Below are 15,749 nucleotides of genomic sequence, written 5' to 3'. Positions count from 1 at the left end.
AAAGGATAATGCATATATGGACGTACTCGTATACGACTCCCACTCCTACGACCGGACCTTTCTCGACGCCGCCAATCAGGGGCGGCATCGCCTGACGTATACCGCCGCGCAGCTTGACCCGCAGACGGCGATGCTGGCGCACGGGTTTCCGGCGATCTGCTGCTTCGTGAACGACCAGGCGACGGCGGAGGTGATCGAGCGCCTGGCGGCGGGGGGCACGCGCCTGATCGCACAGCGTTCCACCGGCTACAACAATATCGATCTTGTCGCTGCGGAGCAGTATGGCATCACTGCCATGCGCGTCGGTTACTATTCGCCCTACTCTGTCGCGGAGTTTGCCGTCGGTCTGTTGCAAACGCTCAACCGGCGCATCCATCGCGCCTACAACCGTACCCGTGAGTTCAACTTCCGCCTCGCGGGCCTGCTGGGGCGCGACATCTACGGCTCGACGGTCGGGGTGGTTGGCACCGGCAAGATCGGCGCGGTCTTTGCCCGCATTATGCACGGCTTTGGCTGCTCGCTGGTTGGCTACGATGTGACGCAGAATCCCGACTGCCTGGCGCTGGGGATGCGCTATGCTTCGCTCGAAGAACTGCTGCGCGTGTCGGATATCGTAAGCCTGCATGTGCCACTGTTGCCGGAGACGTATCATATCATCAACCGTGAGACGCTGGCGCTGATGAAGCCCGACGCCTTTTTGATCAACACCAGCCGTGGCGGTCTTATCGACACCGATGCGCTGATCGAAGCGTTGCGCGCCAGCCGCATCGCAGGAGTTGGTCTCGATGTGTACGAAGAGGAAGAGGGGGTATTCTTCCACGATCTTTCCGACAAGGTGATCACCGATGATACCCTGGCGCGCCTGATGACCTTTCCAAATGTGCTCGTCACCGGGCATCAGGCGTTCTTTACCCGTGAGGCAATGACCACAATTGCGGAAACAACCATCCGCAACATCACCGACTTCGAGGAAGGGCGCGAGAATGAGAACATCCTGCGACCGAGGAGGTGAGCGATGACGGTTCTGACGCAACTCCCTGCCTGGCGCGCGTTGGAAGCGCATTATCAGGCGATTCGTGATGTTCACTTGCGTCGGTTGTTTGCCGACGATCCCGGTCGTGGCGAGCGTCTGAACGCCGAAGCCGCCGGTCTGTTCTTCGACTACTCGAAAAACCGGGTGACCGACGAAACGCTGCGTTTGCTGATCGCACTGGCGGAAGCGCGCGGGTTGCGCGCCCGCATCGATGCCATGTTTCGCGGCGAGCGGATCAACGTCACCGAGAACCGCGCCGTTCTCCACGTTGCCTTGCGCGCGCCGCGCGATGCGGTGATCCTGGTCGATGGCGTGAATGTGGTTCCTGATGTGCACGCCGTGCTCGACCGTATGGCGACATTCGCCGAACAGGTGCGCAGCGGCGCCTGGATCGGGTTCACCGGCAAGCCAATTCGCAATATCGTCAACATTGGCATTGGCGGTTCCGACCTGGGACCGGTGATGGCGTATGAGGCGCTCTGTCACTACAGCGACCGCAATCTGACGTTGCGCTTTGTATCGAATATCGACGGCAGCGATTTTGCCGAGGCGACCCGCGACCTCGATCCGGCGGAGACGCTGTTCCTTGTGGCGTCGAAGACCTTCACGACCCTCGAAACCATGACCAACGCGCGCACTGCGCGCGCCTGGCTGCTGGCGGCGCTCGGCGATGAGACGGCGGTTGCGCGCCATTTCATCGCCGTCTCGACCAATGCCGACGAGGTGGCGACGTTCGGCATCGACACGACGAATATGTTCGGTTTCTGGGATTGGGTCGGCGGACGCTACTCGATGACCTCGGCGATCGGTCTTTCGACTATGATTGCGCTCGGTCCCGACCGTTTCCGCGAGATGCTCGCCGGTTTTCACGCGATGGACGAGCACTTCCGCACCGCGCCCTTCGAGCGTAATCTGCCGGTGATCCACGGGTTACTGACCGTCTGGTATGCGAACTTTTTCGGCGTTGAGACAGTTGCTATTCTTCCCTACGACAATTACCTCAAGCGTTTCCCGGCATACCTGCAACAACTGACGATGGAGAGCAACGGCAAATCGGTGACGCTGTCGGGTGCGCCGGTGACGTATCAGACCGGACCGATCTACTGGGGTGAGCCGGGCACGAATGGTCAGCACTCGTTCTACCAGTTGATCCACCAGGGGACGCGGCTGGTGTTGTGTGATTTCATTGGTTTTGCGGAGACCCTCAACCCGCTTGGCAACCACCACGATCTGCTGATGGCAAATATGTTCGCGCAGGCAGAGGCGCTGGCGTTTGGCAAAACCACCGAAGAGGCGCTGGCGGAGGGCGTGCCGGAGTGGCTGGCGCCGCATCGAACATTCCCCGGCAACCGTCCGTCAAATACGATTCTGGCGGAACGGTTGACGCCGGCGATCCTCGGTGCGCTCGTCGCCCTCTACGAGCACAGCATCTTTACGCAGGGCGTCATCTGGGACATCAACCCCTTCGACCAGTGGGGCGTCGAGCTGGGCAAGGTTTTGGCGGGGCGCATCGCGCCTGAGTTGATGAGCGCTGATGCGCCATCACTGGCGCACGACAGTTCGACGAATGCGCTCATCCGGCGCTATCGCGCATTACGCAGGCGCGCGTTGTAGTAAGGTGTCAGGTCAAAGCGCGGTTCTTCTCTGCCTGTTGAGGCATGGGGTCCAGGCATGAATTGTCAGGCGGCAAGAAAGCGCATCCCTGCCTGCGCCTTGGCTGGCGACTGAAATGGTTTTTGAGAAATTAATCCGGTATCGCCAAATCTAGCCCGCGAAGGCGGGCTTTGCAGCAGGAGCCCGCGACTTCAGTCGCCAGGCAGGTAGGCGGATAGCGGAATATCTAATCAAAGTCCATAAGTCGCGCCGGGCGGGCGTTCCGCCTGGCGTCCACCTGCGTGGACGCCATCGTTCCCGTCCGCGTAGGCGGACGGTCGGCTGCAGGTCCGTCAGGGGCGATTTCAATCGCTGGCGACCGGAGCGTCGTTTCCTGACAAACCATGCCTGTACCCTGAGGCATGGCGGTCGTTGTAAGGACGACCGTTCCATGTGCTACAATGACATCTATGAGCGTACGAAGCGTTGTCCATTCGCCGTATGTCCTTGATTTTGTTTCGCATAGCGTCGCGCAGACGATGCGCATCGGTCAGCGCCTTGGCGAATTGTTGCAGCGCGGCGACGTCGTGGCGCTTCGTGGCGACCTTGGCGCGGGAAAGACGCATCTGATCAAGGGCATTGTCCTTGGTCTCGGCTCGACCGATGTGGTCAACAGCCCGAGTTTCGTGCTGATCAATCAGTATCGCGCCGGTGCACGGCATGGCGGGATGCCGATTTACCATGCCGATCTGTACCGCATTGAGCGGCTGGCGGAAGTGTATGGCGTCGGGCTGGAAGAAGCGCTCGACGGTGATGGTGTTTGCCTGATCGAGTGGGCGGAACGCGCCGAAGCATTGTTGCCGGACGAACGGCTCGATGTGCATCTCGGTCACCTGAGCGAAACCAAGCGGGTGGTGCGCTTCACGCCGCATGGTCGGCATTATGAGGAGTTGGTCGATACGCTGAAGAAGACAGCGTTCACCTGATTGTATGCTGCTTGCGATCGACACATCAACGGCTAATGCCGGCATTGCCTGCTACGACGGGGAGCGCGGCGTGATCGGCGAGTGCGTCTGGCGTGCCGGGCGCGATCATACCGCGCAACTCCTGCCGCAGATTGACCTGTTGCTGCGCCACATTCGCGGTGCGCGCAGCGATATTCGGGCGGTCGCTGTAGCATTGGGACCAGGGAGTTGGAGCGGATTGCGGGTCGGGATGAGCGTCGCCAAAGGGTTTGCGCTAGCGCGCGACCTGCCGCTGATCGGTATTGGCACGCTTCAGGCGCTGGCGTACCAGCACCGTGTTGCTCATTTGCGCGTCGTCCCGATCATCAATCTGGGGCGCGGCAGAGTGGCCGCGCTTGCCGATGATGCACCGGAACCGCAGAACGTGACGCTCGCCGATCTTGCGGCAATGATCAACGAACCGGCGCTCTTCTGCGGCGATATCGATGCCGAAATCCAGGCGACGCTGCGCCGCCTGCTGCACGACCACGCCCGCTTTCCGTCGCCGGCGGCGAATGCGCGTCGCCCTGCATACCTGGCAGAACTGGCGTGGATGCGGCTGGTCGCAGGAGAACGTGACAGCGTCGCCACGCTCGAACCGATCTATCTGGGGCAGCCGGTCAGAACCGCCGGCTGAGCAATGCCCGACACGAGACATCCAACCCTGATGCGCAGACGGAGGAACACGTCATGCCGCTGCAAACACTCCAGATTGCACTGACCGATCAGCGCGTGATGACAGAGCATCTCCCTGCTGAGGTTGAACAACGTTTCCTCGGCGGGCGTGGCGCTGCCGTCTGGCTTCTCGCACACCGTGTGCCGCCGACCACCGGTCCGCTCGCGCCTGCCAATCTCCTGATCTTTAGCGCCGGTCCGCTCGCGGGTGTGACGTTCAGCGGGTTTACCGTCACAACGCGTTCGCCGATTACCAATTCCATTTCGCACGGATGGGCGTCGGGGCGATGGGGATCCCACCTCCGTCGCGCCGGTCATGATCTGCTCGTCCTCGAAGGGCAAAGCTCTGAGTGGTGTTGGATTCAGATCAATGGATCGCAGGTGGATATTCGACCGGCGACGCACCTCCTTGGCCTCGACACGCAGGCGACGAACCAGGTGCTGCGCCAGGAACTTGGCGATGAGTATGCGGTGCTCTGTATCGGACCGGCGGGAGAAGCGGGGGTTTCGTATAGCGCTATTGTTGCCGAAGGCGCGTTTGCTGTCGAACCGGCGGGCACCGGCGCAATCATGGCGCGCAAACGTGTAAAAGCGATTGCCGTGCGTGGCGTGCAGCCCTGTCCGGTTGCCGACCGGCAACGACTCGATCAGGCGCTGGCGAGCATTGCCCGTCGCATCGCCGCCAGTGATGTCGCCGCCGGTTTTCGCCAGTATGGCAGCCTGTACTACGCGCAGCGCGCCGAAGAACTGGGCGCCTTGAGCGCGCGCAATGGGCAATCCCATGCCGTGTCGCATGCCAGCGCGATCAGTCGAACAGCGCTGGCGCAGCGCGGTCGGCGGGAACCACGCGGTTGCGAAGGATGCCCGCTTGCCTGCCATAGTGTGTATATCCGCAAAAATGGCGAACCGGTCGCCTATCCCGACCTTGAGGCGCTTGCTGGCTTTGGCTGGCGGTGCGGGCTGGCAACCCCTGATGCGATCATTCTGGTGAATGATCTCTGCCTGCGCCTGGGTCTCGATGTGTCGGAAACCAGCGCAGCGCTGGCGTTCGTCATGGAGTGCCGTGAGCGCGGGTTGATCAATGCTGGCAATCTGGCATGGGGCGATCTCGAATCGGTGGTCGGCGCGATTCGCCGCCTGGGGCAGCGCCAGGAAAAACGGGACATTCTGTCGCTGGGGGTTGGCGAGATGCAGGAAGTCTACTTCGGAAGCAGTGCATTTGCGCCACAGGTGCGGCAACTCGCGTTCCCGGCGCTCGATCCGCGCGCTTTGCCCGAAATCGCCCTTGCCGACGCCACCGCGCCGATTGGCGGCGACTACCGCTACGCGATGATCTATGAGCCATTCCTTGTCGAGCCGCCTGTCTGGCTTCCCACCGACCCCAGCAATCCCCACTCGATCCAGGGCGTCGTCCCGCGCCTGATCTGGCACGAACGGTTCGCAGCGGCGATCGACGCCGCAGGGTTGTGTCGCCGTCTGGCGCTGCTGGCGTATCAGATCGCTCCTGCTGACCTGAACGAACTGCTGGCAGCGACGCTGGGACGATCGTTTACCAGCGTTGATGTGGCGAAGATTGGCGAACGGATCGTCACGCTGGAGCGCCGGCTGGCGGTGCAGTACGGCGCCGGACGCGATGCGCTGCCCCATCGCTGGATGGAAGAACCGCTCGAAGATGGACCGGCAGCGGGGAAATTGCCGCTCCTCGAAGAGATGCTAGCGGAGTATTATCGCCGCCACGGATGGGACGAACAGGGACGACCTTCGGAAGCTCGTCTGGCGGAACTTGGGATTGCGCTCCCTGCCTGATCTATCTTCCTGCATGGTGCAACCTGCTCGCGGGTTCCAGCGTCTCACTGGCGAAGAGCCTGCTGGAAAATCTCGATGAACAGGCGAAGGCGTCGCCTTCGCCTGTTATGCTTCAGTGCGCCGGAGAACCACAATATGACGCTCCATGTCGATGATGTCTTTGCGCCGCTCGACCACGACCACGTCCTGGAACGGCTGGCAGGGGGCAATGAAACTGAGGTGTACTGGACCGATGACCGTCGCTACGTTGTCAAACTCAAGTACGACCTGGGGGGGAGTCTGAGCCAGGCGCTGCAATGGGCGCGGTGGATGCGCGAGGTCGCCGACCGCTACACGTCATGTCTGGGAGAGCGCCACACGATTCCGAACCATTTCATCCTGGCGCGCGGTAGTGATGGGCACATCTATCCGTTGACGATCCAGCCCTTCCTCCCCGATGCCCGACCGCTCGATGCGCTCGACTATCATACGCTGACGCCGGAACAGCGCGCGATCGTCGCCCTTCAGATCGGCGAAATCCTGCGTCGAGCGCATGCCTTCTATCACACAACCGGCAGCATGCCCGATCTGTATGGGCAATCCGCTCGCAGCAACGATGAGCGTGAGCAAATGAAAGCGATTAGTCGTCTACCGCAACGTCTCTGGAGTTTTCTTGTCGAGCGTACCGTGCTGCGGTCGCACAATCTGTTGCTGCTGCGCGACCCGGATATGCGCATCGTGTTGATCGATTATGACTCGGTGCGACGAAGTCGCCTCTACCGCCTGATCTATTTCGCAGTGCGTCGGATCCTGCTGCTGCGCGACCTGGCAGCGATCGCATGGCTGCGTTGCGGAATCGATAAGACCGCGAGCGATCAGGCGCCGACGCCGCAGACATCCATATCGCTGCACGATCCGTCATGACATAGCGATACAGATCGCACTGAAACGCGCGAAACATGACCGAAAATTGTGATCTTGCCACATTGTCGCGCCGGAAGGCGTCTGCTATAATATTGGTACGAGCGGTTGAAGAGGACAATCGTCATCTGTCCGTATCCGCTGTTGTGCCGCGCAAGATCAATCAGGAGCAGCGCTCCTAGAACGTGAACGATTATGGGTGACAATCGCTGGCTGAAGAATAGTTTCGTCTACCTCATCATTCTGGTTGCTGCATTGGCGCTGTTCTTCAATTACTTCAACAATGCGCAGGGTCAGGCGGAAGAACGGGGCATCTACCAGGTGCTCGCAGATGCCAAAGATGGCAAGGTTGAGAAGATCGAGGCGCAATCGGGCAACACCGAGATTCTGGTGACATACCGCGACACCAGGACGAAAGTGCGGTCACGCATCGAGTCGAACGATAGCGTCACCATGCTGCTGGTGCAGGCTGGCGTGCCGCTCGACGCGGTGAATGTCGAAGTGCGGGCGGCGCCTGCCTGGGGCGGGTTGTTGAACGTCTTCACGTTCCTGTTGCCGGTGTTGCTGATGATCGGCTTTTTTGTCTTCTTTATGCGCCAGGCGCAGGGGTCAAACAATCAGGCGTTGTCGTTCGGCAAGAGCCGGGCGCGTATGTTCTCCGGCGATAAGCCGACGGTGACATTCGCCGATGTTGCCGGGCAGGAAGAAGCCAAGCAGGATTTGACCGAGGTTGTTGAGTTTCTCAAGTTTCCCGACAAGTTTGCCGCACTCGGCGCACGCATTCCGCGCGGCGTGCTGATGGTTGGTCCTCCCGGCACCGGTAAGACGCTGCTGTCGCGCGCGGTCGCCGGAGAGGCAGGTGTGCCGTTCTTCTCGATCTCTGGTTCGGAATTCGTCGAGATGTTCGTCGGCGTCGGCGCCAGCCGCGTGCGCGACCTGTTCGACCAGGCGAAGCGGAATGCGCCCTGCATCGTATTCATCGATGAGATCGACGCAGTTGGCCGGCAGCGCGGCGCCGGGCTTGGCGGCTCGCACGATGAGCGCGAGCAGACGCTCAACCAGATCCTGGTCGAGATGGACGGTTTCGATACCAATACAAACGTTATCGTCATTGCCGCCACCAACCGGCCGGACGTGCTCGATCCGGCGCTGGTGCGCCCTGGCCGTTTCGACCGCCAGGTGGTGCTCGATGCGCCGGATGTGAAAGGGCGCATTGAGGTGCTCAGGGTGCATACCAAGGGTAAGCCGCTTTCGGATGACGTGCAGCTTGATGTCATTGCGAAACAGACGCCTGGCTTCTCAGGCGCCGATCTGGCGAACGCAGTGAATGAGGCGGCGATCCTGGCAGCGCGCCGTTCGAAGAAGAAGATTGGCATGGCAGAGTTGCAGGACGCGATCGAGCGCGTTGCACTCGGCGGTCCTGAGCGTCGCAGCCGTGTGCTGACCGAACGGGAAAAACTGCTGACGGCGTACCACGAGTCTGGTCACGCAATCGCTGCGGCGGGTATGCCGAAAGCCTTCCCGGTTCAGAAGGTGACAATTGTGCCGCGTGGACGCGCCGGCGGGTATACGCTCTACCTCCCCGAAGAGGATAGCATCCGCTACACCACGGCGTCGCAGTTTGCGGCACAACTGGTGTCGGCGCTTGGCGGTCGCGTGGCGGAGGAGATCGTCTTCGGTCCCGATGAGGTTTCGACTGGTGCGGCAGGTGATATTCAGCAGGTGACACGCATTGCGCGTGCAATGGTGACCCGCTATGGCATGAGTTCCAAACTCGGTCCTATCGCCTTCGGCGAGCGCGAGGAGTTGATCTTCCTCGGGCGCGAGATTACCGAGCAGCGCAACTACAGTGACGCTGTGGCGCGCGAGATCGATAATGAGGTGCATCGCATCGTGTCGGAAGCGTATGAGCGGACACGCTTGATCCTGACGTACAATCGCGAGGTGCTGAACGATATGGCAAGCGCTCTGATCGAGTACGAAACACTCGATGGCGAACGCTTGAAAGAACTGATCAGCCGCGTCGTGAAGATTGACCAGATCGAAAGCCGTCCAGGCGGCGGCAACGGCGTGCTGGATACGTCATCGACGCTGAATATGCCGTCGTCGCCACAGGCGTAGCAACGACGGCGCGATGGTCTGGAACGGGGGAGGCAACGCCTCCCCCGTTCCGTTTGTCGTGTGCTATAATGCCAGAACGATGCGAGGTTGGTTTTGATACGTGGCAGTCCCGGAGAATCTTGCTATGTCTGGTCACTCGAAATGGCACTCGATCCGGCGGACGAAGGGGGTGCTCGATCAACGGCGCGGGCAACTCTTCACCAAACTGGCGCGCGATATTACGATTGCGACGCGCGAAGGGGGAAGCGGCGACCCTGAAGCAAATTTTCGCTTGCGCCTTGCCGTTGATAAGGCGCGCGCCGCCAATATGCCGCTGGACAACATTCAGCGCGCGATTGATCGGGGGCTGGGGAAAGGCGGCGGCGATGCTGCAGCGCTCGAAGAGATTTACTATGAAGGGTACGCCCCTGGCGGCGTCGCGTTGCTGATCGAAGCCACGACCGATAATCGCAATCGCACGGCTTCCGATGTTCGCGCGACGATGACAAAGAATGGCGGTAGCCCCGGCGAACCGGGTTCAGTGAGCTGGATGTTTGACACCAGGGGATTGATCACCATCGATCTTTTAGTCAAGCCGCTCGACCCGGACGAAGTGATGCTGATTGCCATCGACGCAGGGGCGGAGGATGTTCAGATCGAAGATGATATCGTCGAGGTGTATACCGATTTCAAGCAACTCGCAGCAGTGCGCCAGCAACTGATCGCCGCCGGTCTGCCGGTGACCGGCGCCGAGAAGACGATGATCGCCAGAACAACGGTGCAGCCCGATACCGCCGATGCGCTCAAGGCGATGAAACTGATCGAGAAACTCGAAGACCTCGACGATGTGCAGAAGGTGTATAGCAACCTCGAGATCACCAGCGAACTGGCTGAGCAGTTTGTGAGTGGGTGATGCGTGACCGCTACGCGCACAATCGGCATCGATCCTGGCACTGCACGGATGGGATGGGGCGTCGTCGAAGAGATCGGTGGGATACTGCATCTGGTCGAGTGTGGCGTGCTGACGACTCCCGCAGGTGCGTCGCAGGCGTTGCGGTTGCTTCAACTGTACAACGATCTGCGCGCTCTGATCGAGCGCTACCGCCCCGCCGCCGCCGCAATCGAAGAACTATTCTTTGGCAAGAATGTCAACACGGCGCTGACTGTGGGGCAGGCGCGCGGCATTGCGTTGCTGGCGTTCGCCCAGGCAGGCATCCCTGTCTACGAATACAAGCCATTGCAGGTCAAACAGGCGCTGGCAGGGTACGGCGGCGCCGACAAGCGCCAGGTGCAGGAGATGGTTCGCCTGACGCTTCGCCTGCCCGCCATCCCGCGCCCCGATGATGCCGCCGACGCCGTGGCAGTGGCGATCTGCCATACCTATGCTGCGCCGATGATCCGGCGGATCGAGGAGGGGCGTTAAGTCTCTTCCACACTCATCCTTTTTGCATACGACTCCGCACATCTGTCAAACCCCGTATCAGGAAGCCGTTGATTATGGCTCGTGCTCCTGTGTTCAATCCGTTTGACGATCCTGAACTGGCATCCGGGTATGAAGCCTGGTATGAGACGGAAGGGCGCGCTGCGGATGAGGCGGAGCGCCGCCTGCTCACGTGGTTGCTGTCCGGTCTGCCGCCAGTACAGACGGTGCTGGAGATCGGGGTTGGAACCGGGCATTTTGCGCGCTGGCTGGCATCGCAGGGGTATCGCGTCATCGGTGTGGATCGATCAGCGCCGATGCTCGGCGAGGCGTTTCGGCGCGGCAGTGTGCCGCTGGTGCGTGCGGATGCGGCTGAGTTGCCGTTTGCCGATAATGCCTTCGATGCCGCGCTGTTGATCACAACACTGGAATTTTTGCCATATCCTGAGCGTGCGTTGCACGAGGCGGCGCGGGTGGCGCGGCTGGGTGTCATCCTGGGAGTGCTCAACCGCTGGCATCCGCTGGCTTGGCAACGGAAACACAGCGGCTTGCCCGTCTGGCAGGTCGCCCACTTCTACTCCCCGCCTGAACTGGTGCGGTTGGTGCGAAAGGCGCTGCATCCGGTCGCCGCTATCACCTGGCGTACCACACTGTTACCAGGTCCTGCCTGCCAACACGTCTCTCGCCTGCCTGCCGGTGCCTTTATTGGTATGCGTGTGCTTCTGTCGAAGTCGAAGGGGTGAGGAACGATGAGCCATGACGATTACCCCCTGGGGCTGACGGCGCAGGTGAGTCTGTATCCCCTGCGTCAGGAACATCTTAGCCCGGCAATCAACGCCGCGCTGGCGATCTGGCGCGACCGGGGGCTGGACGTGCATCCAGGACCGATGAGCACCCTGATCGCCGGCAATGAGGAGACGGTATGGGAGGCGCTGCGCGCAGCGTTCGCTGCGGCTGCCGCCAACGGCGAAACGGTGATGGTCGTCACTGTGTCCAATGCCTGTCCGTGGCCGCCGTCCCAGCATCAATAATGAAGCGGAAAGACAGAACATCTGTCCTTGCATCGATTCTTCGCGCCTATCCAGAAAAGTTCGTCGGGTGGGCGAAGCAGTGTGTCGGGCGGGCGAAGGCATTGCCTTCGCCTGCCCAGCGCACCTTCAACAGGTTCACTCTTCTCTGGGGATGTGCACAGCTTGTCCTCGAACCCTGATGCAGGCGGGATGCCTGCGCTCCCAGGTTGGCGGGACGCCTGCGCTCCCAGGTTTCGCTACGAATGTGGCAGAGAAACAGGCGGCGTGGTTGCCTGATCGGTTCCGGCGTCCGGCAAAGGTGCGGGCGCGTTTTCCGCTGCCTGCATTTCCTCAGTCGCGCGCGTCTCATCAATGGCAACATCGGGTGATGACTGGAGCGCGTCTACGGCTTGCGTCTCCATCGGAGAAGACATCGCGCTTGCAACCGGCGTTGGCGCCTCTCGTGAAGCGGCCTCTGCGGGAACCGCCAGCAATTCGATGTGTCCGCAGCGGGGGCATACCCATGCGCGGGGAGCAATCTGACGTTCTTCAGACGCTTTAATGACAACCGTTCCCTCAACCGACACCGGCGCCAGGTGCTGACCGCAGTGTGTACACATCACAAGGCGGTCAGGCGGAGGCGAATCCGCGGAGAGACCGGTAGGCGCCGGTGAAGGGCGCGGCACACCTGTCGCCACTCGTCGATAGACTGCCAGCGTCTCGCGGGCGGCGCGCTGCCACGAGAACTGCTCTGCCCGCGCGCGGGCAAGCCGCCCCATGGTTTCGCGGCGTTCCTCATCATCCCACAGCGTCTCAATGCTATCCGCCCAGGCGCAGATGTCGAGCGGCGGAACATATTCAACCGCGTCACCGCCAATTTCGGGCAAACTGGCGCTCGAGGACGCCAGACACGCAGCGCCGCATGCCATTGCTTCCAGGAGCGGCAGGCCAAATCCTTCGTAGAGCGAGGGATTGACGTAGAAGCGGCACGCATTGTACAGCCAGCGTAAATCATAGTGCCCGATGCGCCCGGCGAAGAGAACGTGTTCTTCGAGGTGCAGATCGCGCACGGTTGCGAAAATATCCTCATCGCGCCAGCCGCGCGCACCCGCAACGACAAGGCGATACGCGCGATCAGGGCGTCGGTCGAGGCAGACCCGCAGTGCGCGCAGCAGCGACGGCAGGTTCTTGCGCGGTTCGAGCGTGCTGACGAAGAGCATGAACGATTTCGCCACCACCGGTGTTCCGGCAAGCACACGCGTCTCGTCGGGGCGGAGGGAGATCGATGTGTAGATTGGCACAGCGGCTTCGTAGATGACGTCGATCCGCTCAGGCGGAAGATCGAGGAATTGGGCGATGTCCTCACGGGTTGTCTCGGAGACGGCAACCACTGCATCGGCACGCGACACACTCTCGCCAACCTGGCGATAGTACGCAGTGGCGGCGCGATCGAGAATATCGGGGTAGCGCAGGAATGCCAGATCATGAACGGTCACGACAGTCGGGCAGCAACGATGCCGGGGGGCAATGAAATCAGGAAGATGAAGCACATGGGGGCGCACCAGCAACAGTTCCAGCGGCAGCGTCCAGCGCTCGAAGCAATGATGGGGCGGCGTGTAGAGCGGATGACGCAACACGTTGGGCGCCACAACCAGCGGACGCAAATGGTCCCGGTGTTGGAGGCTGATAATCTCATCGTTGGGGGCGCACACAGATAGCGCCGCCATCAACTGGCGCGTGTACTGAGGAATGCCGCCGGTGCGATAAGCATTCAAACGGGCGTCGATTGCAATCCGCATGACGCTGATCTGATCTTTCAGGAAGATGCTTCTCTCGGCGCCGCAGGTCAGGGCGTCGCAGCAGTGCGTGCATCGATGCTTTAAGCGCCTGGCCAGAAATGCCCACCGGGTAGGCGAAGGCATTGCCTTCGCCTACCCGAATTCACTTCCATGCTGCGTGTTTTCGGATAGCCTCTAAGTGTGCAGCGGTGTTGGCGTATCATACCTGATTCATTATATCACATCAGTGATCGGTGACACCGCTTTGACCCGCTGTATGAAAGTTGACGACCATTCCCGGCAAGGGTACAATGAGGCACTGCTGCGTGTGCGTTGTCCAATGGCATTTCTCCGCAGCATCGCACGATGTGCCGTCTCGAGTGTTCGTGTTGAATGGTATGCTGACGATCTCGCGCGTTGCGACGCCCACTCCCATCCCGCTGCAGATCCGCGCAGCGCACATGGACGACATCTATCCCATTTTGCGGTTGCACTGTGAAGCCTTTGCCGACAAGTTCGGCGCCGCTTTCGGCGTCAACGGCACAGCGCGCGGCATCGAGGCGATGGCTGAAGCATGGCGTCGTCAGGGGCGCAGCGCCTTGCGCGGCATGTTCGTTGCCGACTCCAATGGTCTGGTGGTCGGCACCATCTCACTGCGCACCTGGGATACAACCAGCGATGCCAGCGGCGCTGCCGAACTCGCGTTTCACCAGGTGCTTGGGGTGTGGGGCGCGGTTCGCTCGATTTTTGCACTGTCGCTGCTCGAGCACACCATCGAGCGCAGCGAAGGGTATATTACCGATGTGGCCGTGCTTGCGCGTTATCGACGCAACGGTATTGCCCGCGCGCTGCTCGATCATGTCGAACAGGCGGCCCGGCAACGAGGGAAGCGTTTCCTGGGATTGTACGTGAGCGCGTCGAACACCCCTGCTCGCCGTCTCTATGCCAGCGTAGGGTTCGTTGACCATCGGACGCGTCGTTCGTGGCTCGTCGGTGTTATTCTTCGTCAGCGCACCTGGATCTATATGCGGAAGGAACTTGGATAGGGCGCCTTCGTTTTGATTTCGCAATCCCTGAATGCGAGAGGAGCAGACAATGAGGTCTGATCGCGACAATCCGTTTCGGATTGCCCAGGAGCAATTTGATCGAGCAGCGGCGTTGCTCGATCTGCCCGACAATGTGCGCGAAGTGCTGCGCGTCCCCCAGCGTGAGTTGACCGTCCGTTTCCCGGTGATGATGGACGATGGCGCTACTCGCATCTTTACCGGGTATCGTGTGCAACATAATCTCGGACGTGGACCGACCAAAGGCGGGATTCGCTACCATCCGAGCGTCGATATCGATGAGGTGCGCGCACTGGCGATGTGGATGACCTGGAAGTGCGCTCTGGTCAATATTCCATATGGCGGCGCGAAAGGAGGGGTTGTTTGTGATCCCGCGCATCTTTCTTCCAGCGAACTCGAACGTCTGACACGCCGTTTTGCAACCGAAGTCGCAATTGTGGTCGGTAGCGAGCGCGATATTCCTGCCCCCGACGTCAATACCAACCCCCAAACCATGGCATGGTTCATGGATACTCTGTCCATGCAGCAGGGTCATACGATCAATGCAGTGGTCACCGGTAAGCCTGTCGAGGTTGGCGGGTCGCTCGGGCGAAACGAGGCGACCGGGCGCGGTGTCAGTCTGATGGTGCGCGAATGGGCGCGGCGACGGGGGTGGCGGCTGGAAGATTTGCGCGTGGTGGTGCAGGGGTTTGGGAATGTCGGCGGTGTGGCGGCAGCGCTCATCTCAGCCCTGGGGTGCAAAGTGATCGCGGTTGGGGATGCCAGTGGCGGGTATGTGTGCCGTGATGGTCTCGATATTGCGGAGATGCGCCGGTATGCGGCGCGGCATCCGCGCCGGTTGCTGGAAGGGTACAGCGCGCCCGGCGTGGAGCGCATCGACCACGCAACGCTGCTTGAGACGCCGTGTGATGTGCTGATACCGGCAGCGCTGGAAAATCAGATTACCGACCAGAATGCGGAACGCATCCGTGCCACGCTCATCGTCGAAGGCGCAAACGGACCAACGACGCCCCAGGCGGACGAAATCCTCGAGGAGCGCGGGATTATGGTGATCCCCGATATTCTGGCGAATGCCGGCGGTGTGACGGTCAGTTACTTCGAGTGGGTTCAGGGGTTGCAATCATTCTTCTGGAATGAACAGGATGTCAATCATCGCCTGGAGCAGATTATGGTCAGCGCCTTTGAGCAGGTGTGCGACCTTGCAGAGCAACGCGGCATCTCCCTGCGTCTGGCGGCGTACCTCGTGGCAGTGCGTCGCGTTGCGGATGCCAATCTGATACGGGGACTGTATCCGTAGTCTTCTCCTCCGAACGGTGCGTATCCTCCCGCACAATTCTAACGGTTTCTCTACGTAGCGCCCAACGCA

General features: G+C 60.9%; 14 protein-coding genes. 13 read left to right on the top strand and 1 reads right to left on the bottom strand.

All coding sequences use genetic code 11. The features are described 5' to 3' along the window. Positions 1–16 precede the first annotated feature (16 nt). The 11 genes from AC3EA7_RS14445 (at position 17) to AC3EA7_RS14395 (ending at position 11,562) form a co-directional block, all read left to right on the top strand. A complete protein-coding gene (locus AC3EA7_RS14445; protein WP_488614766.1) occupies positions 17–1,012 on the top strand; it encodes a 2-hydroxyacid dehydrogenase in 996 nt (331 codons plus the stop codon). 3 nt (positions 1,013–1,015) lie between these two features. Next, entirely contained in the window at positions 1,016–2,647 is a 1,632-nt protein-coding gene (gene pgi / locus AC3EA7_RS14440; protein WP_488614765.1) for a glucose-6-phosphate isomerase, read from the top strand. A 449-nt stretch (positions 2,648–3,096) separates the two neighbouring features. Continuing rightward, entirely contained in the window at positions 3,097–3,612 is a 516-nt protein-coding gene (gene tsaE / locus AC3EA7_RS14435; RefSeq protein WP_488614764.1) for a tRNA (adenosine(37)-N6)-threonylcarbamoyltransferase complex ATPase subunit type 1 TsaE, read from the top strand. A gap of 4 nt (positions 3,613–3,616) precedes the next feature. Continuing rightward, a complete protein-coding gene (tsaB, locus tag AC3EA7_RS14430) occupies positions 3,617–4,267 on the top strand; it encodes a tRNA (adenosine(37)-N6)-threonylcarbamoyltransferase complex dimerization subunit type 1 TsaB (protein WP_488614763.1) in 651 nt (216 codons plus the stop codon). A 53-nt stretch (positions 4,268–4,320) separates the two neighbouring features. Then, a complete protein-coding gene (locus AC3EA7_RS14425) occupies positions 4,321–6,111 on the top strand; it encodes an aldehyde ferredoxin oxidoreductase family protein (RefSeq protein ID WP_488614762.1) in 1,791 nt (596 codons plus the stop codon). Between the two features lie 135 nt (positions 6,112–6,246). Further along, the gene (locus tag AC3EA7_RS14420; protein WP_488614761.1) at positions 6,247–7,014 is read left to right on the top strand and encodes an aminoglycoside phosphotransferase family protein; all 768 of its coding nucleotides are present in this window, start codon (positions 6,247–6,249) and stop codon (positions 7,012–7,014) included. Positions 7,015–7,206: 192 nt separating this feature from the next. Then, a complete protein-coding gene (gene ftsH / locus AC3EA7_RS14415) occupies positions 7,207–9,132 on the top strand; it encodes an ATP-dependent zinc metalloprotease FtsH (RefSeq protein WP_488614760.1) in 1,926 nt (641 codons plus the stop codon). A gap of 124 nt (positions 9,133–9,256) precedes the next feature. Continuing rightward, complete coding sequence (locus AC3EA7_RS14410; protein ID WP_488614759.1) at positions 9,257–10,024, top strand: YebC/PmpR family DNA-binding transcriptional regulator; 768 nt, start codon at positions 9,257–9,259, stop codon at positions 10,022–10,024. A gap of 3 nt (positions 10,025–10,027) precedes the next feature. Further along, positions 10,028–10,534: a crossover junction endodeoxyribonuclease RuvC gene (gene ruvC, locus AC3EA7_RS14405; RefSeq protein WP_488614758.1), complete on the top strand. Its 507-nt coding sequence runs from the start codon at positions 10,028–10,030 to the stop codon at positions 10,532–10,534. A 74-nt stretch (positions 10,535–10,608) separates the two neighbouring features. Then, positions 10,609–11,274 (top strand): class I SAM-dependent methyltransferase, encoded by a 666-nt coding sequence (locus AC3EA7_RS14400; protein ID WP_488614757.1) that lies wholly within the window; start codon positions 10,609–10,611, stop codon positions 11,272–11,274. 6 nt (positions 11,275–11,280) lie between these two features. Further along, entirely contained in the window at positions 11,281–11,562 is a 282-nt protein-coding gene (locus AC3EA7_RS14395; protein ID WP_488614756.1) for a YkoF family thiamine/hydroxymethylpyrimidine-binding protein, read from the top strand. 236 nt (positions 11,563–11,798) lie between these two features. Here AC3EA7_RS14395 and AC3EA7_RS14390 read toward each other — a convergent pair whose 3' ends face one another. Beyond that, positions 11,799–13,340, bottom strand: coding sequence for a glycosyltransferase family 4 protein (locus tag AC3EA7_RS14390; RefSeq protein ID WP_488614755.1), 1,542 nt, complete (start codon positions 13,338–13,340; stop codon positions 11,799–11,801). A gap of 377 nt (positions 13,341–13,717) precedes the next feature. Here AC3EA7_RS14390 and AC3EA7_RS14385 point away from each other — a divergent pair, with 377 nt between their 5' ends. Further along, positions 13,718–14,365: a GNAT family N-acetyltransferase gene (locus AC3EA7_RS14385; protein ID WP_488614754.1), complete on the top strand. Its 648-nt coding sequence runs from the start codon at positions 13,718–13,720 to the stop codon at positions 14,363–14,365. A gap of 49 nt (positions 14,366–14,414) precedes the next feature. Continuing rightward, the gene (locus AC3EA7_RS14380; RefSeq protein ID WP_488614753.1) at positions 14,415–15,680 is read left to right on the top strand and encodes a Glu/Leu/Phe/Val family dehydrogenase; all 1,266 of its coding nucleotides are present in this window, start codon (positions 14,415–14,417) and stop codon (positions 15,678–15,680) included. Positions 15,681–15,749: the final 69 nt, after the last annotated feature.

The organism is Roseiflexus sp. (genome assembly GCF_057785375.1).
This window is presented reverse-complemented; position numbering and strand designations above follow the sequence as displayed.